The 18,473-nt window shown below is 75.5% G+C and carries 18 protein-coding genes; 9 read left to right on the forward strand and 9 right to left on the reverse strand.

Annotation, left to right across the window (positions count from 1 at the left end; genetic code table 11):
- The first annotated feature begins 69 nt into the window (after window positions 1–69).
- A complete protein-coding gene (locus ACFPK1_RS09840) occupies window positions 70–879 on the forward strand; it encodes an enoyl-CoA hydratase (protein ID WP_378020738.1) in 810 nt (269 codons plus the stop codon).
- 32 nt (window positions 880–911) lie between these two features.
- Entirely contained in the window at window positions 912–1,313 is a 402-nt protein-coding gene (locus ACFPK1_RS09845) for a VOC family protein (RefSeq protein ID WP_378020739.1), read from the forward strand.
- A gap of 87 nt (window positions 1,314–1,400) precedes the next feature.
- On the opposite strand, the gene ACFPK1_RS09850 is transcribed toward ACFPK1_RS09845, so the two are convergent.
- Window positions 1,401–2,114 (reverse strand): hypothetical protein, encoded by a 714-nt coding sequence (locus ACFPK1_RS09850; RefSeq protein ID WP_378020740.1) that lies wholly within the window; start codon window positions 2,112–2,114, stop codon window positions 1,401–1,403.
- 168 nt (window positions 2,115–2,282) lie between these two features.
- Here ACFPK1_RS09850 and ACFPK1_RS09855 point away from each other — a divergent pair, with 168 nt between their 5' ends.
- From ACFPK1_RS09855 to ACFPK1_RS09865, 3 genes are read left to right on the forward strand one after another with little or no spacing between them, the layout of a single operon-like run.
- On the forward strand, window positions 2,283–3,437 hold the full coding sequence (locus tag ACFPK1_RS09855; protein WP_378020741.1) for a sensor histidine kinase: 1,155 nt from the start codon (window positions 2,283–2,285) through the stop codon (window positions 3,435–3,437).
- Entirely contained in the window at window positions 3,434–4,108 is a 675-nt protein-coding gene (locus ACFPK1_RS09860; protein WP_378020742.1) for a response regulator, read from the forward strand. Before ACFPK1_RS09855 ends, ACFPK1_RS09860 begins: the two co-directional genes overlap by 4 nt.
- 57 nt (window positions 4,109–4,165) lie before the next feature.
- Window positions 4,166–4,822, forward strand: a complete 657-nt coding sequence (locus ACFPK1_RS09865) for a winged helix-turn-helix transcriptional regulator (protein ID WP_378020743.1) — start codon at window positions 4,166–4,168, stop codon at window positions 4,820–4,822.
- A 6-nt stretch (window positions 4,823–4,828) separates the two neighbouring features.
- Here the strand turns inward: ACFPK1_RS09865 and ACFPK1_RS09870 are convergent, their stop codons facing one another.
- Window positions 4,829–5,710: an enoyl-CoA hydratase-related protein gene (locus ACFPK1_RS09870; RefSeq protein ID WP_378020744.1), complete on the reverse strand. Its 882-nt coding sequence runs from the start codon at window positions 5,708–5,710 to the stop codon at window positions 4,829–4,831.
- Between the two features lie 218 nt (window positions 5,711–5,928).
- Between ACFPK1_RS09870 and ACFPK1_RS09875 the strand changes: the two genes are divergently transcribed.
- Window positions 5,929–6,219, forward strand: a complete 291-nt coding sequence (locus ACFPK1_RS09875) for a hypothetical protein (RefSeq protein WP_378020745.1) — start codon at window positions 5,929–5,931, stop codon at window positions 6,217–6,219.
- Between the two features lie 174 nt (window positions 6,220–6,393).
- Here the strand turns inward: ACFPK1_RS09875 and ACFPK1_RS09880 are convergent, their stop codons facing one another.
- From ACFPK1_RS09880 to ACFPK1_RS09900, 5 genes are all read right to left on the reverse strand, one after another.
- Window positions 6,394–12,051, reverse strand: coding sequence for an ATP-binding protein (locus ACFPK1_RS09880; RefSeq protein WP_378020746.1), 5,658 nt, complete (start codon window positions 12,049–12,051; stop codon window positions 6,394–6,396).
- Window positions 12,052–12,118: 67 nt separating this feature from the next.
- Window positions 12,119–12,319, reverse strand: coding sequence for a hypothetical protein (locus tag ACFPK1_RS09885; protein ID WP_378020747.1), 201 nt, complete (start codon window positions 12,317–12,319; stop codon window positions 12,119–12,121).
- 10 nt (window positions 12,320–12,329) lie between these two features.
- On the reverse strand, window positions 12,330–12,938 hold the full coding sequence (locus ACFPK1_RS09890; RefSeq protein WP_378020748.1) for a hypothetical protein: 609 nt from the start codon (window positions 12,936–12,938) through the stop codon (window positions 12,330–12,332).
- Window positions 12,935–13,489, reverse strand: a complete 555-nt coding sequence (locus ACFPK1_RS09895; protein ID WP_378020749.1) for a peptidase associated/transthyretin-like domain-containing protein — start codon at window positions 13,487–13,489, stop codon at window positions 12,935–12,937. The genes ACFPK1_RS09890 and ACFPK1_RS09895 overlap by 4 nt, the downstream gene beginning before the upstream one ends.
- Before the next feature lie 17 nt (window positions 13,490–13,506).
- Window positions 13,507–14,409, reverse strand: coding sequence for a nicotianamine synthase family protein (locus tag ACFPK1_RS09900; protein ID WP_378020750.1), 903 nt, complete (start codon window positions 14,407–14,409; stop codon window positions 13,507–13,509).
- An 81-nt stretch (window positions 14,410–14,490) separates the two neighbouring features.
- Here ACFPK1_RS09900 and ACFPK1_RS09905 point away from each other — a divergent pair, with 81 nt between their 5' ends.
- Genes ACFPK1_RS09905 through ACFPK1_RS09915 form a run of 3 tightly spaced genes read left to right on the forward strand, consistent with a single transcriptional unit; the run spans window position 14,491 to window position 16,530 of the window.
- On the forward strand, window positions 14,491–14,862 hold the full coding sequence (locus ACFPK1_RS09905; RefSeq protein ID WP_378020751.1) for an ArsR/SmtB family transcription factor: 372 nt from the start codon (window positions 14,491–14,493) through the stop codon (window positions 14,860–14,862).
- Window positions 14,863–14,873: 11 nt separating this feature from the next.
- Window positions 14,874–15,989: an adenylate/guanylate cyclase domain-containing protein gene (locus tag ACFPK1_RS09910; protein ID WP_378020752.1), complete on the forward strand. Its 1,116-nt coding sequence runs from the start codon at window positions 14,874–14,876 to the stop codon at window positions 15,987–15,989.
- A gap of 19 nt (window positions 15,990–16,008) precedes the next feature.
- Window positions 16,009–16,530 carry a VOC family protein gene (locus tag ACFPK1_RS09915; protein ID WP_378020753.1) on the forward strand — a complete coding sequence of 174 codons (522 nt, stop codon included), beginning with the start codon at window positions 16,009–16,011 and terminating at the stop codon, window positions 16,528–16,530.
- Window positions 16,531–16,624: 94 nt separating this feature from the next.
- Here ACFPK1_RS09915 and ACFPK1_RS09920 read toward each other — a convergent pair whose 3' ends face one another.
- Both ACFPK1_RS09920 and ACFPK1_RS09925 read right to left on the reverse strand, forming a co-directional pair.
- On the reverse strand, window positions 16,625–17,578 hold the full coding sequence (locus tag ACFPK1_RS09920) for a hypothetical protein (RefSeq protein ID WP_378020754.1): 954 nt from the start codon (window positions 17,576–17,578) through the stop codon (window positions 16,625–16,627).
- A 114-nt stretch (window positions 17,579–17,692) separates the two neighbouring features.
- A complete protein-coding gene (locus ACFPK1_RS09925) occupies window positions 17,693–18,469 on the reverse strand; it encodes a crotonase/enoyl-CoA hydratase family protein (protein WP_378020755.1) in 777 nt (258 codons plus the stop codon).
- Window positions 18,470–18,473: the final 4 nt, after the last annotated feature.

Here is an 18,473-nt window from a genome sequence, read left to right on the forward strand (position 1 = left end):
CGGTCGGACGGGCACGGATGGCCCGTCCTGATCTGGCCGCGGTCGCGCACGACTGATAGACGTGGACGCATGAGCGCGACCGCGGCTGCTGACCCCACCGTCACCCCGGGCGCCGTCAGGGTCGAGATCGACGGACCCACGGCGGTGCTCACCCTCGACAACCCGAAGCGGCGCAACGCGCTGTCGGTCGCGACGATGACCGAGCTGACCGCGGCGCTGCGCGACGTCTCGGCGCGTGAGGGCGTGCGGGCGATCGTGCTGCGCGCCGAGGGGCCCGCGTTCTCCGCCGGACACGACCTCTCCGAGATGGTCGACCGGACGCTGGAGGAGGAGCGCGAGGTCTTCGCGGTCTGCACCGACCTCATGACCGCGCTGCACGCGGTGCCCCAGCCGGTGATCGCCGCGGTGCAGGGCGTCGCGGTGGCCGCGGGGTGCCAGCTCGTCGCCGCCTGCGACCTGGCGGTGGCCGCGCAGGGCGCGGTGTTCGGCACGCCGGGCGTGAAGATCGGGCTGTTCTGCTCGACCCCGATGGTCGCGGTGACCCGGGCGATCGGGCGCAAGCGCGCGATGCAGCTGCTGCTCACCGGCGAGACGATCGACGCCGCCACCGCCGCCGACTGGGGCCTTGTCAACCAGGTCGTCGCGGCCGACGAGCTCGACGGCGCGGTGCGCGCGCTGGCGGCCAAGGTCGCCGACGCCAGCGCGGTCACCCTGCGCATCGGCAAGGAGGCGTTCTACCGGCAGGTCGACCTGCCCGAGGACGCCGCCTACGAGGAGATGCGCGAGACGATGGCGACCAACGCCATGACCTGCGACGCCCAGGAGGGCATGTCGGCCTTCCTCGCGAAGCGGGCCCCGCAGTGGCAGCACCACGACTGAGTACGTCGCAACGAGGCAAAGGAGCCCCGGCCATGGCCTTCCCCGGCCTGCAGCACGTCGCGATCACCGTCTCCGACATCGGTCGCAGCACCGAGTGGTACACCCGCCTCTTCGGCGCCGACCCGGTGCTCACCGAGGACGAGGAGGGCGGCGAGTTCCACCACGTGGTGTACGCGCTCGACGGTGGCTCCCTCTTCGGGCTGCACACGCACATGGGCCGCGAGGCCAAGGACCGCGCCGACGAGCGCCGCACCGGCCTCGACCACGTGAGCTTCGGCCTGTCGGGCACCGCCGAGCTCGAGCAGTGGCGCGACAAGCTCGACCAGCTCGGCATCCAGCACGGCGGGATCAAGAAGGCGCACTACGGGTCGGGCATCTCGTTCCGCGACCCCGACAACATCGCCCTCGAGTTCTTCATCGCCCCCGGCACCTGAGCGCCGCCCGCACGACACGAACGCGCCGTTCGCTGCGCTGGAAGCAGCGAACGGCGCGTTCGTTCGTTCCGGGGCGGGCGGAGGTGCTCAGGAGGCGGCGATCTCCTCGCGGCGCACGCGGGCCGAGGAGCGCTGCAGCAGGCGGGCGCCGACCACGATCATCGGCGCCACCGACAGGGCCATGCCGGCGAGGATGCCGAAGGGCACGGGCACGACGAAGCCGGCGAACCCGATCACCGGCGCGAGCAGCAGCCACCAGCTGACGACGCCGGCGCGGGCGAGGGCCGCGATCACGAGCGGGATGCCGACGAAGCCGACGAGGCGCCCGCTGACCAGCCACGTCGCCACCCACGGGTCGGCGACGGCGGTGTCGAAGATCGTCGTCGCCTGGTCGAGCGGGACGGTGTTCGCCGCCGCGCCGATGAACCAGTCGTAGGCCAGCAGACCCGAGAGCTGGATCGCCGAGAAGGAGGTGACCACCGCGGCGAGCGGCACCACCACCCGGCCCCGCGGGCCCCGCACGAGCCCGATGATCGCCAGGACGCCGAGCGCGAAGGCCACCCACGAGTAGTGCAGGAGGCCGGCGGACAGGGCCGTGAGCGCCGGGTCGGCCCCGAGGCTCGCGACGTAGTCCCGCGACGCGTCCGACGCCTGGGGTGGTGACGTGGCGATGCCGGCCGTGAACAGGACCGGGAACGCGACCAGGGCGAGGCCGGCGGCGAAGCGCAGGGGTGCCGGGCCCACGGGCTCGGTCGCGGAGCGGGTGGCGATCGTGACGGTGGGGTCGGTCGTGATGCTCATGGTGGCTCCTCGTGTCCAGGTTGCTCTCTGCGAGCGATGACCGGAACCCTAGGAACCCGCCTACGATCACACATCGTGTTCGAAGCTCGATCAACTCCTCCCACGGTCCACCCGGGGTCCTCCCGCAGGAGGACCCCGTGGCGACGGGGGACGCCTAGGCTCCCCGCGATGGGTCCCGTGCCGGGCAGGCTCCTCGCCGGCCTCGTCGCCGGCGGGCTGGTGCTCGCCGGGAGCCTGGTCGAGGCCGCGACCTACCGCGGCGTCGCCCCGCAGGTCCTCGTGCTGCCGATCGCGCTGCTCGTCCTCGGCGCCGCGCTCGCGCCGCTGGCTCCCGCGGTCGGGGTGCTCGCCGCCGCGCTGACGTTCCCCGTCCAGGTGCTCCTCGCCGCGCGGACACCCGGGATCGGCGGCACCGCGCTGATCGCGATGATGGCGCTCGTCGGCTGGGGCGCCCTCCGGATGCGCCCGCGGTGGAGCGCCCCGGGGGCCGTCCTGGCGGCGCTCGGCGGGTCCGGCGGGCTCGTCGCGCACGGCGAGTCGGTGTTCGAGTTCGGCTTCTTCGCGGTGACGATGGGCGGGGCCTGGCTGGTCGGGTGGCTGCTGCGCCGGGAGGGCCGGCGCCGCCGGGAGCTGCGCGAGCTCGCCGCCGCGCTGGCCGCCGAGCGCGAGCGCTCCGGGCGCCTCGCGGTGGTCGAGGAGCGGGCCCGCATCTCCCGCGAGCTCCACGACGCCGTCGCACACACGGTCAGCGTCATGACCCTGCAGGTCGGCGTCCTGCGCCGCCGCCTGCAGGAGACCCCGGAGGGCGACGTGCTGCGCTCGGTCGAGGAGCTGGGCCGGCGCTCGGTCGACGAGCTGCGCCGCGTCGTCGGCGCGCTGCGCGAGGACGCCGACGACGCGGCCGGGCGCGACCCCGCGCCCTCGCTCGCGCGGCTCGACGGCCTGGTCGCCGAGCTGGGCCGGGTCGGGCTCGCGGTGACCGTGCGCCACGACGGGGAGCCGGCGCCGCTGGCGCCCGCGATGGACACCTCGGCCTACCGGATCGTCGCCGAGGCCCTCACCAACGTCCTGCGCCACGCCGGCACCGCGGAGGCCGAGGTCGTGCTGACCCACCGCCGGGAGTCGCTCGCGATCGTCGTGCAGGATCGCGGCACCGGCCCGGGCACCGCCCCCGCCGACGTCCACGGCGGCCACGGCCTGCTCCACATGCGCGAGCGCGCCGCCCTCTTCGGCGGCACCCTGGACGCCGGCCCGCGCGAGGGCGGCGGGTACCGGGTCGAGGCCGTCCTCCCGCTGGCGCCCGCCCCGGTGGTGACGGCGTGAGCGCACCCGCGCCCATCCGCGTCGTCCTCGCCGACGACGAGAACCTCGTGCGCGCGGGGCTCCGGATGCTGCTCGAGGGCGAGCCCGACCTCGTCGTCGCGGGCGAGGCCCCCGACGGGCGCGCCGCGGTGCGCGTCGCGCTCGACGCCCGGGCCGACGTGGTCCTCATGGACGTGCGCATGCCCGGGCTCGACGGCATCGGCGCCGCCCGGGCCCTCGCCGAGGCCGGCTCCGCGGCGCGCGTGCTCGTCCTGACCACGCTCGACGAGGACGAGACGCTCGAGGCGGCGCTGCGCGCGGGTGTCGCGGGGTTCCTGCTCAAGACCGCGCCGCCCGAGCAGATGCTCGACGCCGTGCGGCGGGTGGCGGCGGGTCAGGGCGCGCTGGACCCGTCGGTGGTGCCGCGCGTGGTGGCCGCCGTGGCCCGGGCGCGGCCCCGCCCCGAGCCGCCCCGGGAGCTGGCCGCGCTCACCGCCCGTGAGGCCGAGGTGCTGGCCGAGGTGGCCCGCGGGCTGTCGAACGCCGAGGTCGCGGCCCGGCTGCACCTGGGGGAGACGACGGTGAAGACCCATCTCGGGCGGGTGCTCGACAAGCTCGGCCTGCCCGACCGCCCCCGGCTCATCGCGTTCGCGTGGGAGCACGGGGTGGTCACGGCCGAGCACGGATCGTGATGGTCCTACAAAGCAACTCATCGGGTCGATAGACGTATCCGGTGGTAATCTGCGGCTATGGCTGCACGACGGGACTACTTCGACGGCTGCGGCGCCGCGCACGCGCTCGACCTGGTCGGCGAGCGCTGGGCGCTGCTCGTCGTCCGCGAACTGGTGCTCGGGCCCAAGCGCTTCACCGACCTGCGGGCCGGCCTGCCGCACGCCAGCCCGAACGTGCTCTCCCAGCGGCTGCGCGAGCTCGAGGACGCGGGCGTGCTGCGCCGGCGCCGGCTGCCCCCGCCGGCCGCGTCCGCGGTCTACGAGCTCACCGAGTGGGGTCAGGAGCTCGAGCCGGTGCTCCAGTCGCTCGGGCGCTGGGCCGCCCGCGCGCTGCCGCCGGCCGACAGCATCAAGGTCGACTCCTTCATCCTGTCGCTGCGCACCCTGTTCGTGCCCGAGCGCGCCGCGGACGTCGACGTGACCCTGCAGCTGGTCCTCGACGAGCAGCCCTTCCGCGTGCACCTCGCGCACGGCGAGCTCGACATCGAGCGCGGCGAGGTCGCCGACCCCGACGCCACCGTGCGGTGCTCGCCCACCACGCTGGCGGGCATCGTGCACATGGGCATGCCGGTCGCCGACGCCGAGGCCGGGGGGCTGCTCGACCTGTCGGGCGACCGGGCGGCGCTCACGGCGCTCACCGACAGCGTCCAGATGCCCGAGCCGCTGCCCGCCTGACCGGCGTCACGGCCGGGCGGGCCACTGCGGCACGAGGTCGGTGTGGTCGCGGGTGCGCCGCAGCGGGAAGGCGGGCGGGCGCTTCTCGAGGAACGCGGTGACGCCCTCGGCGGCGTCGGCGTCGCGGCCGAGCTCGAGGACGGCCCGCGAGTCCAGCGCGTGCGCCTCCCACGGCGACGCGGCCGAGAGCATCGACCACATCATCTGCCGGGTGACGGCCACCGACACCGACGAGGTGTTCTCGGCGACCTCGCGGGCCAGCGCGTCGGCGGTGTCGAGCAGGTCCTCGTCGGGCACGACGCGCGACACGAGCCCGCCCTCGAGCGCCTCGCGCGCCCCGAACACGCGCCCGGTCATCGCCCACTCCATGGCCCGCGAGATGCCCACGACCCGCGGCAGGAACCAGCTCGAGGCCGCCTCGGGCACGATCCCGCGGCGCGCGAAGACGAAGCCGAAGCGTGCCGACGCGCCGGCGATGCGCACGTCCATCGGCAGGGTCATCGTGGCCCCGACGCCCACGGCGGGCCCGTTGACCGCCGCGATGACCGGGACGCGCAGGGCGGCCAGGCGCAGCGAGACCACCCCGCCCCGGTCGCGCCCGACGCCGTCGACCTCGCCGTAGCGGGCGGCCTTCGTGTCGGAGGGGTCCCGGCCACGGTCGTCGAACGTGCTGCCGCCCTCGCCCAGGTCGGCACCCGCGCAGAACGCCCGGCCCCGCCCGGTGACCACGAGCACGCGCACCGCGTCGTCGGCGTCGATCGCGTCGCAGGCGGCCACGAGCTCGTCGCACATCCGCCCGGTGAACGCGTTCATCCGCGCCTCCCGGTCGAGCACGACGGTGGCGATCCCGTCGGTCACCGAGTACTCGATCTCCGTGAAGTCCTGCACCCGACCTCCTCGTCGCCGTTGCTCCGCCGCAGCCTCCCGTCGGGTCACCGGAACGGTCAACCCTGACCGGAAACGGCGAGCGCTCAGCCGGGCAACGAGGAGGTCTCGGGCGCCGTGGGGCGTGGACATGACCCGATCGGGGTACAACAGTGAGGAGTCCGGGTCGACGGTGCGGTCGCCCGTTCCCGACCGGCGCTCCGAGCGCCCGAGGAGGGCCCGTGACCACTGCACTGCCGATGTCGAGCGAGTCGAGCGAGTCGGCCGACATGCCCGAGCACCCCGAGCACCCCGAGCACCACGAGCCCGCCGAGGTCGTCGTCGCCGTCCCCGGCGACCCCGCCACCCTGAGCTGCCGACTGCACGCCGTGATCGCCGGCGCGGGGGAGGGCGCGGTGCTGACGGTCGTCGTCGACGCCGGCGACCGGGCCGACGACCCCGACCTCGCCCGCGTGCTCGCCTGCGCCCGCGAGGCCGCCACCGGCCGCGGGCTCGGCTTCGTCGTCCGCTAGCGGCGCACCTGTCGGACCCCCGTGGTTTCCTGGGGGCATGTCGTTCGTCCACGGGCACCCGCGCGAGTCGGGGTGGGTGGTGTCCCACTACCGGCGCCCCCAGCGGGCCGGGGACGACCAGCTCGATCTCGCCCTCCCCGCCCCGCGGGCGGGGGAGGAGGACGAGACCGCGGATCAGGACACCGGCGACGACACCGACGAGGACGCCGACGAGCCCCGCGCCAGCGTCCTGTCCATCCCGCGGCGCACGGCCTCGACGAGGTAGGGCCGCAGGCGCGCGGGGTCGACGATCGCGTGCACCGAGCCCATCTCCTGGGCCCGGGCCACCGAGTGCTTCGTGTCGAACTCGTCGGCGACCTCGCCGAGCTTCTCCGAGCGCACCACCGGGCGGACGTTCGCCAGCTCGCCGCGCAGCTCCGCGACGTCCTCGCCGCGCTCGAGCCGCTCGCTGATCCGGCTCTCGAGCTCGGCGACGCGCGGGTCGGCGGCGGTGCGCTTGGCGACCTCGCCGGAGAACACCACCGCGGCCGCCGGCGCTCCGCCGATCACCGAGGCGTAGGAGCCCTCGACCGCGGCGATCTCCATGTCGTCGTTGAGCGTCCCGGAGAACACGACGAAGGCGCCGCCGTGGTAGCGCGAGACCACGCAGAACACGATCGGCCCGTCGAAGTTGACCACCGCCCGGCCGATCTCCGCGCCGTACTCGAGCTGCAGGCCGCGCAGCGACTCGGGGGAGCCGTCGAAGCCCGACAGGTTGGCCAGGACGACCACCGGCCGGTTGCCGCTCGCGGCGTTGATCGCCCGCGCCGTCTTCTTCGACGAGCGGGGGAACAGCGTCCCGGCGGTCCACTGCGACGGCCCGTCGACCGGTGGCGGGCCGTGGCGGGGCAGCGGCTTGGACTCGATGCCGATGAGCTCGACGGGCTGCCCGCCGAGGTGGGCGTCGAGCACCACCACCGACTCGGCGGCCTGCATGTCGGCCCAGCGCTCGAGGGTCGGGTGGTCGGCGTCGGCGACGCCGCCCATCAGCGAGCGGATGTCGAACGGCTTCTTGCGCTCGGCGTTGACGGCCGGGTCGAAGATCTCGCCGACCACCGAGAACCCGTCGCCGTGGTGGGGCGCGGTGCGCACGTCGCGCTCGATCGGGTCGTCGGTCGGCGCGACCCGGGGGAACCGCTCGCCGGGCACGACGTAGGTGTGCGCGTAGTGCGCGAGCAGCACGTCGACCGCGCCCGAGAGGTCCGGGGCCCAGTACTGCGCCTCGCCGTTCGGGCCCATGATCCGGTCGTAGCCGCCGATGCCGTAGTTGTCCTCGGCCGAGACGCCGCCGGAGTAGTCCAGCGACTGCTTGCCGGTGAGCACCATGGCCGAGTCGGGGGTCATGACGAGCACGCCCCGCGTGTGCATGAGCATCGTGGCCTCGGCGTTCCAGTAGGGCTGGGCGCCGACGTTGATGCCCGTGACGACGACGTTGATCTCGCCGCCGGCCTGGGTGAACTCGATGATCTCCCGCAGCACGCGGGAGATCCAGTCCATGTTCTCCGTGCCGGAGTCCATGGCGATCTTGGCGCCGGCCGAGACCGCGTACCACTCGATCGGCACGCGGTGCTCGCGGGCGAGGTCGATCGCGGCGAGCACCCGGCGGCACTCGGGCTCCGCGATGGCCCCCAGGGCGCGGGTCGGGTCGCCGAGCAGCACGACGCGCGTCAGACCCTCGGGCTGGCGCTGCGTCGGCGTGCTGACCATGCCGAGCACGAAGTTGGCGGTGTTCGACCCGGGCACGCGGTCGACCGGCACCGGCCGCAGGGTCTCGGGGTCGATGTCGTACTCGGTGAACGTGCCCGCCGCGCCGTCCGGGTCGGGGTTGCGCGTGAGCAGCGGGATGAGCTCGTAGGGGTAGAGCGCGCCCCGGCGCGCGGCCTTGATGACCTTCTGGGTGTAGGCGTCGAGCTCGCCCATCGGCCGGGTCGGCGGTGCGGTGACCCGCAGCGTGAGCCCCGCGCCCGGCGGCCGGGACATGCGCAGCAGGAACTCGCCGTCCGGCGTCCGGAACCGCACCATCACCTGCTCGATGCCCAGCGACTCGGTGCGGGGCGCGAGCGTGCGCACGATGCCGTCCAGCTCGGCGAGCGGGACCTCCACCAGCGGCCACACGTAGAGCAGCACCCGGTTCCAGCGCAGCGCGGCGAGGTCGGCGTCGGCGGCGCGCGCCGAGCGCAGGCTGTCCAGCGCCGCGTCGAGCACGGCCTCCACCTGCGGGAGCGCCCGCACCGCGCCGTCGTCCCCGCGCAGGACCGTGAGGTCGCGGACGTCGCCGGTGACGATCAGCCGGCGGTCCTCGGGCACGTTGCGGCCCTGCGCGTGGAACAGGTGTACGTCGGTGGCCGAGGGCAGGCGCGTGAGCTCGAAGTCGCGCAGCCGCCACAGGCCGAGCCGCTCGGCGACCATCGGGTGCAGGCCGCGCAGGGTGCGGTCCTCGACCGGCGCGCCGGCCTCGTCGCGGCGGAACGTGAACCAGCTGGTCGCGGCGCCGCCGTGGTCGCCGTCGTGGACGGTGCCCCGGATGCCGACCGTCACCCGCCCGACCGCGGCCGGGATGGTGCCGATGGAGTCGCGGATGCGCGTCGCGCGCTCCTCGGGCCCGTCGGGGGCCTCCGGGCCGCGCGGGGAGGTGACGTAGAGGTCGACGAGCACCGTGTCGCCGGCCGGGAGCGCCTCGATGAGGCGGTGCAGGTCGGTCGACACCGTGGCCGGCGCGGTGGCGCCGTCGGGCTGGTCGACCGTCGCCACCGTCGCCAGCACGACGTACGAGTGGTCGTCGTGGGTGTAGCGCGCGATGAGCAGCGGGCGGCCGTCGTGCTGCTCGACGCGCACGTCGCCGAGGTCGCGGATGAGCCCGTAGTACCGCCGGGTCATCACCTCGAGCATCGCGGCGTGGTGCCGCTCGGAGAACAGCCCGAGGATCGGCTCGCCGGACGCGACGATCTCGTCGATCTGGCCCGATCGGGTCGCGGGGTCGTCGGAGAGGGCGTCGAGCTCGGCGCGCACCCGCTCCTGGGTCTGCTCGCGCTCGGACTCGATCAGCGGGGCGTCGAAGCAGCGGAACCGCACCTGGCGGGCCAGGTCGCCGATCTGCGGGTGGCGTACCTGGGTGGCCGCGACGAGGTGGTCGAGCACCGTGCGGTAGCCCTCGCCGTCGGCGCGCACCGACTCCGGCGCCCGCAGGCGCGCGCTCAGCAGGGCCGCGACCACCGGCTGGTGGGCCCCGGCGCGGCGGTGGGCCAGGAACATCCGGTAGAGCGCCGGCCCGAGCAGCTCCGGCGCCGCCCCCAGGTCGGGGACCCCGTAGTGCGCGAGCGCGCGCCCGAGCTTGAGCCGGAAGGACTCGGGCAGGACCTCGGCGTCGGCGTCGCGCGAGCGCAGGTAGGCGTAGAAGTACTCCTGCGGGTTGCGCGCCGACTCCTCGTCGACCGCGGTGTCGTCGAGCTCGTCGGGACCGCCCTCGAGGCGGCGGTTGCGCGAGAGCGCCGAGAGGTCCGCGACGATCCGCAGGATGGCGATCTCGTCGCGCAGGAGGTCGGGGTCGTCGGGCGGCAGCTCGCCGCGGGCGCGGTCGAGGGCGTCGAGCAGGGGCTTCGCCTCGCGCTCGTCGACGTCGTAGCCCAGGACGAGCGCGCGCAGGGCGGCGAGCGCGTCGCGGGCCCGGGTGCGGGCGTCGGCCTGCTCGTCCTCGGGCAGCGGCGAGACCAGCGCCGCCAGGCTCACCCGCTCCTCGCCGGAGGACCCGCCCGGGTCGTCGGCGTCGGGCTCGAGGCGGACCAGCCGCGAGCCGCCCTCGACCTGGGTGTTGGCGTCGACCAGCACCTCGGCCACCCGCCCGGACACCGGCGCCCGCAGCGCGGTCTCGAGCTTCATGCTCTCGACGACGGCGACGGTGTCGCCCTCGGCCACCGTGTCGCCGGGGGAGACGGGGATCGAGACGACCATGGCCGGGGCGGGCGCGCGCACGAGGCCGGCCTCGCCGCCGGCGATGCGGTGCACGGCGCCGTCGACCTCGACGAGGTAGTCCGGCCCCTGCGCCACCGACAGGACGCCGAACGTGCGGCCGCCGACGGTCAGGCGGCGCTCGAAGCGCCCGGAGCGCTCGACGACGACGTCCACCCCGGAGCCGTCGCCGTCCCCCTCGAGCACGACGCGGTAGTGCGAAGGGCGCGTGCGGGCCACCCGCAGCCGGTAGGACTCGCCCACGACGCGGACGTCGACCTGGTGCCACACCTCGTGGCCGACCTCGGGGCGCCCCCGCTCGGCGGAGAGGAACAGCCGGCCCTGCTGGCGGAACTCGTGGGCCTCGTGGGCCTCGACGGCGGCGGCGAGCAGGGCGATGTCGACGCGGCGCGGCGGGGTGTAGCCGTCGGCCATCATCGTGTCGAGCCAGGTCGTGTCCGCGGTGCCCTCGGTGACCTCGGGGCGCGAGAGCAGGTCGAGCAGGAACGCCTTGTTGGTGGTGCCGCCCTCGACGACCACGGCGGTCTGGCGGATGGCGCGCGCGAGGCGGGCGCGGGCCTCGTCGCGGGTGCGGCCCCAGGCGATCACCTTGGCGATCATGGAGTCGTACTGCGGCGGGATGACGTCGCCGGTGGCCACGCCGGTGTCCACCCGGATGCCGGGGCCGGCGGGCAGCACGAGGTGGCGGATCGCGCCGGGGGCCGGGGCGAAGCCGCGCTCGGGGTCCTCGGCGGTCAGCCGCGCCTCGATGGCGTGCCCGGAGGCGGGCGGGTGGATCGGGTCGACGTCCCCGAGCACCTCGGCGAGCTCGCCGCCCATCGCCACGTGCAGCTGCAGCTTGACGACGTCGACGCCGGTCACGGCCTCGGTGACCGGGTGCTCGACCTGCAGGCGGGTGTTGACCTCCATGAAGGTCAGCACGTCGCCGCGGGGGTCGTAGAGGAACTCCACGGTGCCGGCGTTGACGTAGCCGGCGGCGCGCGCGAGGTCGGCGGCGCTCCGGCGCAGCAGCCGGTCCTGCTCGGCGTCCAGGGCGGTGGACGCGGACTCCTCGAGCACCTTCTGGTTGCGGCGCTGCACGCTGCAGTCGCGCACCCCGAGCGTCACCACGCCGCCTGCGGCGTCGGCGACCACCTGCACCTCGACGTGGCGCCCGCCGCGCACGGCGCCCTCGAGGAACACCGTGCCGTCGCCGGCGGTCCGTGCGCCCTCGGCCGACGCGCGCGTGAAGGCGTCGTCGAGGTCCTCGGGCCGCGCGACGAAGCGGATCCCGCGCCCGCCGCCGCCCGCGGTCGCCTTGACCATCAGCGGGAAGCCGATCTTCTCGGCGGCCGCCCGGGCGGCGTCGACGTCGGCGACCGGCCCGCCGCTCCACGGAGCCATCGGCACGCCGACGCTCTCCGCGATCCGCTTGGACTCGATCTTGTCGCCGAGCCGCTGCATGGTCTCGGAACCCGGCCCCACGAACGTGATGCCCAGCCGCTCGCACAGCGCGGCGAACTCGGCCCGCTCGGAGACGAAGCCCCAGCCCGGCCACACGGCGTCGGCGCGGGTGGCGACGAGGGCACGCTCGAGCTCGGCCAGGTCGAGGTAGGGCACCGGACCCATGTCGTCGGGGTCGTCGGGCCCGATGAGGACGGCCTCGTCGGCCTCGCGCACCGCCATCGCGTGGCGGTCGACCGCGGTGTGCACCGCGATCGTGCGGATCGGGGGGAGGGCGCCGGAGTGCTCGGCGTTCCACTCCCGGACGGCGTTGATCAAGCGCATCGCGGGCTCGCCACGGTTGACGATCGCCAGGCGCTGGAACGGACGAGGCGGCACGCTCACGGTCGCCGACCCTAACGGCGACGGGCGGGTCTCGCGGAGTCCTCGCGGGGCTCGTCGGGCGAACCCGTCACGGATCCCGGCGGTCGGAGCGGTGCCGGGGGAACGTGAGCAGGCCCGGCACGCGGCCCACGCTCGCCGGCCGGCGGTCACCCGGGGTCTCGTCGCGCAGCTCGCGCAGGAGGTCGGTGACCGGGCGCCCCGAGCCGTGGGTCGCCGGCCGCTCCCGGTCGGTGCGCGTGAGGGCGGCGTAGATCGGCGTGGGCTCCACGGCGCCGACGCTAGGGGCGCGCGTCGTCCGCCGCCGGGACCCGCCCACGATCGTGGGGGGTCGCGCCACCCGCCCGGTGAACGGCCACCAGCCGCACCACCACCCCGACCAGCCCGAGGCCGCCGAGCCCGAGCAGCACGGCCGTGCCCCAGCCGTCGAGGGCGCCCTGGATGAGCACCGCGTGCCCCACCCCGAGGACGACGACGAGCCCCGCGAGGCTCCCGTGCACGAACCGCCAGGTGGGCGCCGACCAGCGCAGCCGGCGCCGCAGCAGGCCGAGCAGCGTCACGGCGGCGAGCAGGATCGTCGCGAAGAGCGCCATCCGCGAGCGCGTCGGGCCGTCGGGCGACATCGCGAAGAGCGCGTCGTCGGGGCTCTCGAGCACCAGGGCCAGCACGTGCACCGCGACGAGGACGCCGATCACCCCGCCGACCCGGACGTGCGCGGGGACCTTCCGTCGCGTCAGCCAGGGCTGCGCCGCGAGCGCGGCGACGGCGACGCAGGCCGCGAGCGTCGACACCACGAGCAGCGGCGAGCCCTCCCCGAGGTGGGGCGCGGTGACGGCCAGGCCGAGCAGGAGCACCCCGCCCAGGACCGCGACCCCGACGACCCACCTCACGAGGCCGGCGCCAGGGTCAGGTCGACGACGGCGAGCTCGTCGTCGGAGCGCAGGACGTGGCGCTGCCACACCGACGCCCAGGGGCTGTCGTCGACGTCGTGGGCCACGTGCACGTTGGGCTCACCGAACTGAGCGACGGCGGGGTCGCTGGCGACGCGGTAGCGCCCGTCGGGGCCGGTCAGCACGGTGGTGCGGTTCTCCCGCTCGCTGCCCAGGGCGGTCTGCAGCCAGACCTGCACCGGCACGCCGGGCAGCACCCGGCACGCGGTGTCGCGCACCGTCCCCGTGATCACCAGCCCGCGTCCCAGGGGCACGTCGCGCGGCGCGTCCTCGCGATAGTTGTTGCGGCCGCCGGGGTTGGTCACCGTCGGGGCGCACGTAGCGCCGGGCACGGGGGCCGGCGCGGCGACGGGGGCGGGGGCGGCGGCGCCCACCTGGCGCGCCCCCGTCCCCGACTCGTCGGAGTTCCACAGCGCGGCGGCGATCATCGCCGCGAGCAGCGCGACCGCGACGACCGCCGCCGGGTGCGGGCGGGTGCGGGTGGGGGGCACGGGGACAGCGTCCCCGATCAGGCCGGGACGCGGGCGAGCACCACCGAGTTGACGACGTCGGTGTGCGGGTGCAGCACGGCGACCGGCTCCAGGCCGCCGAGGCCCTCACCGGCGACGTCGAGGACGGGGTAGAGCAGCCCGCGCAGCGAGTGCGCGCTGCGGGCGAGCACGGTGGCGCCGGGCCGCATCCGCGCGCGGACGTGGGCCAGGGCCGCGGCCTTGTCGTCGGGGGCGAGGCCGACGAGGGCGGCGACGCAGACGAGGTCGTAGCCCGCGAGGTCGCCGAGGGCGAGCACGTCGCCCTCGGCCACGGTCACGTCGTCGCCGAACGTGCGGGCCAGCGCGCCGCCGAGGGCGACGGCCTCCGCGTCGACGTCGACGGCGTCGACCGTGACGCCGTGGCGGGCCAGCAGGAGCGCCGAGAGGGGCAGCGGTCCCGAGCCGACGAACAGGGCGCGCCGCGGTGCGCGCGGTGCGTGGCCGGCGACGGCGTGGTACTCGATGCGGGTGAGGTCGCGGTAGTTCTGCAGGTAGGGGAAGCGCTCGAGCTCCGCGGCGGGGTCGGGCGCGGCGAGCACGCGGCGGGCCCAGGCCCGCTCGAGGGCGTACTCGCCGCGCGCACATCGGGCCCGCAGGTCGGGCAGGCGCCCGGCCAGCTCCCCGTCGGCGAGCACCGCCTCCACCACGTGCGCGGGGCGCGGGGTGACCGCGAGGCCGACGAGCCGGGTGAACAGCGCGTCGGTGCCCGGGCCGGGCTCGAGCGACGGTGCGGCGACCAGGGCGTCGTGCAGGGCGAGGATCTCGGCGAGGAGCGCGGTGTGCCCGGCGGCGCTGCCGCACGCGCGCACGGGGAGGCGGGGGCCGGCGGCGCGCGGGCGTCCGGCGGGGCGGGTGATGGGGCGGTCGAACGGGGTGCTCATCGGCAGTGGTCCTCACCGTGCGGGCGTCGTCGGCCGGGAGCCCATGGAACACGATCTCTTCGGATGGCACGATACGTAAATGTGTACGCAACCGACAACGTCGGGGCGCCGAGCGGCCCCTTCGCGGACCTCCCGGCGCCCGAGCACGTCGACGTCGCGGTCGAGGGGCTGCGGATGCTCGCCGACCCCACGCGGCTGCGGATCCTCTGGCTGCTCTGCGGCGACGAGCTCGACGTCTCCACGCTCGCCGAGCGGCTGGGGGCGACGCGGCCGGCGATCTCGCAGCACCTGGCGAAGCTGCGGCTCGCCGGTCTGGTCACCCAGCGGCGTGCGGGACGTCACGTCCTGTCCCGGGCGCGCGACCACCACGTCGGCGAGCTGCTCGACGTGCTCGTCCACGACGCGGGGCACCGTCGGACGATGACCGCGCACCCGCGGGAGGCCGCACCGTAAGGTCCGGACGCGTGGGCGAGTCTGGGCCGGACGGGCCATTGGGCGAGGTCGTCGCCGCGCTGGCCGCGGGCCGGACCGCCGCGCAGGTCGTCGACGCGCAGGGGCGCCTGGCGTGGGTGTCCGAGCAGATGCAGCTGCTCGCCGGTGTCGCCGAGAGCACCGACCTCGGGCTCGGCCGGCACCTCGACGAGGTGCTCGAGCGGGAGGTCTGGTTCGACCTGCTGACCGCCGAGGCCGCCGAGACCCTGCGCCGCGAGCTGCACCCGCGCCTCGAGGACCCGACGAGCACGCCGCTCTGGGTGCTCTCGCTCGACCTGCGGATCGGCGGGCGGCACCGGGGCGTCGGGATGCTCGGGGTGACGCTGCGCCACCCCGACGGGAGCCCGCTCGGCGCGGTGCTGATCTACGCGCCGCTGCTGCCCGCGCGGGTGCTGGCGCTGGTCAGCGAGGGCGACGAGGCCATGTTCACGCGCATGGCCGACCTCTCGGCGCCCGCCCAGCGCCCGGCGGCGGTGGTCTTCGCGGACATCGACGGGTCGGGGCCGCTGTCCCGCCGGCTGCCGACGCCGGTGTACTTCGAGCTCATCCGCGGCGTCACGACGGCGTTCGACGAGCTGGTGGCGCGCCACGGCGGCATCGTCGGCAAGCACGCGGGCGACGGGGCGAGCGCCTACTTCCTGCGCGACGGCCACGGATCGGACGCGGCGGCGGCCGGTGCCGCCCTGCGCGTGGTGCAGGAGCTGCCGGACGTGGTGGCCGCGGTGGTCGCCGACCTCGCCGAGACCGGCGCCGACGTCCGGGTCGAGGACTGCCGCATGAACGTCGGCGCGCACTGGGGCTCCGACCTGTTCATCGGGCAGATCGTCACCGGCGGGCGGCTCGAGGTCACGGCGCTGGGCGACGAGGTCAACGAGTGCGCGCGCGTCGAGCAGGTCGCCACCGGCGGCCAGCGCCTCGTCACCAAGAACCTCGTCGAGCGCCTCGACGAGGGCGCCGCCGCCGAGCTCGGGCTGCGCCCGCGGGGCCTGACCTACCGGGTGCTCGCCGACCTCACCCGCGACGGCGGCGCGGCCGGCGGGAAGGCGGAGCGGGACGCGGGCTCGCTGGCGGTCCACGATCTCGGTTGAACGGTCTATCTTCTCGGGCATGAGCGCCGACAAGAGTTCCCTGATCAGCGAGGACGAGCGGCAGCGGTTGACCGAGGCGCGCGACCGGATCCGCGAGGAGTTCCTCGTCGCTCGCGAGCACCGCCCGCCGTCGACCGGCAAGGGCATCCACCACACCGCGCTGGTGTGCCGCGACGTGCGCACGACCGTCGAGTGGTACCAGAACGTGGCCGGCTTCCCGGTCACCGTGCTGTTCGAGAACCGCGACCTCGCGGGCTCGACGCACTTCTTCTTCGACGTCGGCAACGGCAACAACCTGGCCTTCTTCGACCTGCCCGGCGTCGACCCCGGCCCCTACGCCGAGGTGCTCGGCGGCCTGCACCACATCGCGATCTCGGTGCCCGGCAGCCAGTGGTACGGGATCAAGCGCCGCCTCGACGAGCGCGGCGCCGAGTACATGGTCGAGTCCGAGGTGTCGATCTACACGCACGACCCGGACGGCGCCCGCGTCGAGTTCATCATGGACCCGCTCGGCGAGATGTACGGCGAGGACACCATGTGACGCACCCCCGTGCGAGCGATGCGGCGTTGCCGGCGTCTGACGCCGGGATCGTCACATCCTCGGTGCGCGACACGCCGTGGGACGGCGCCGTCGCTCAGGCGGGCGGGGAGAGGTCGTGGCGTGCGGCGCTGGCGCCCGCGCGGAAGCGGTTGAGGTGCTCGCCCACCGTGTGCGGGTCGGGTGCGGTCGCCGGGCGCTCCCGCGCCGGGGCCTGGATGCCACCGGGGGCGAGGCGGGCGGCGGGCTGGCGGATCGGCAGCCCGGCGGGCGTCAGCTCCACCGTCGACTCGCGCAGGGCCGAGCGCGCCGCCTCGTGCGCGGTGTCGGCGGGGGAGGACCACGCCGGGGAGCTCTCGGGGGCCGACTCCTCGAGGAACCACGCCGACAGCTCGTCGAAGATCGGCTCGCTCGCGGTCGACCGGCGGTGGGCGCCGGCGTGCTGCTCGGGCTCGGCGTGCTGCGGCGCGCTCGGGACCACGGGCCGGAAGGCGTCACCCGGCTCCCGGGCCGCGGGGACGGGCGGCGGCGGGGGCACGGTCGGTGGCGGGGGCACGGTCGGTGGCGGGGTGATCGCCGGCGGGGGCACCGACGGGACCGGCGCCGATGACCGGAAGGCCGGCGTCGTCGGGTCCCAGCGCGACATCAGCTCGCGCACCTCGCCGTCGGCGTGGCCCGGGACGCGCACGACCAGCACGCCGTAGTGCCGTATGCGGCGCCGGAAGCGCTCGGGCAGCTGGCTGTGGCGCAGCCCGTCGAGCTGATCGAGGTACTCGCCGCCCGCGGGCGTGGTGCCGGAGACGGGCAGCTCGTCGTGCACGAACCGCCAGAGGGCCCGCAGGCGCTCGCGGCCGTCGAGCAGCACGTCGGTCTCGTCGTCGCCCGCGAGGACGATCGCGGGCAGCGGCCAGTCGCGCAGCACGGTGTCGACGAGGAGCTGCTGGCGCCGCTGGTCCCAGCCGCCCGTGGCGTCCCACCCGGTCTCGATCTCGCCGCGCTCGATGCGGGTGAGCAGCACCTCGGCCTCGACGACGGAGTGGCGGAGGTGCATGCGGGATCCCTCCCGGGCGGCGTGGCCCTGCATCGTAGGGGACGCCGGCGCCTCCGGCGCACGTGAGTGATACGGGTCGTCAGGACGACCCGTATCACTCACGTGGCGAAGCCCTCAGCGCCCCCGCCACACCGGGGCGCGCTTCTCGGCGAAGGCGGCGGCGCCCTCGCGGGCGTCGTCGCTGGAGAGCACCGGGCCGAGGATCTCGCCCTGGCGCTGCCACACCTCCGCCGCCGGCCACGACGGTGACTCGACGATCACCTGCTTGCTCGCGCGCACGGCGAGCGGGCCGTTGGCGCCGATCCGGGCCGCGAGCTCCCGGGCGCCCTCGAGCGCTCCGCCGGGCGCGGTCAGGTGGTTGACCAGGCCCCAGCGGTGCGCGTCGGCCGCCGACATCGGGTCGCCGGTGAGGGCGAGCTCCATGGCGACGGTCCGCGGGATGCGCGCGGGCAGCCGCAGCAGCCCGCCGGCGGCCGCGGCGAGGCCGCGCTTGACCTCGGGGATCCCGAAGCTCGCCTCCTCCGAGGCCACCACGAGGTCGCACGAGAGCGCCAGCTCGCAGCCGCCGGCCAGCGCCGGGCCCTCGACGGCCGCGATCAGCGGCTTCGACGGCGGGCGCTGGGTGATGCCGGCGAACCCGCGGTCGCCGATGTGCGGGCGCTCGCCGCGCAGGAACGCCTTGAGGTCCATGCCGGCGCTGAAGAACCCGCCGGCGCCGGTGAGGATGCCGGTGACCAGGGCGTCGTCGCCGTCGAGCTCGTCGAGGGCGTCGGCGATGCCCTGCGCCACGGCGGTGTTCACCGAGTTCCGCGCCTTCGGCCGGTCGATGGTGATGACCAGCGTCGTGCCGTCGCGCTCGGTCCGGAGCACGGTCTCGTCGTCGGTGCTCACCGCC

This window comes from Actinomycetospora rhizophila (assembly GCF_042657905.1).
In the GTDB taxonomy this organism is placed as follows: Bacteria; Actinomycetota; Actinomycetes; order Mycobacteriales; family Pseudonocardiaceae; genus Actinomycetospora; species Actinomycetospora rhizophila.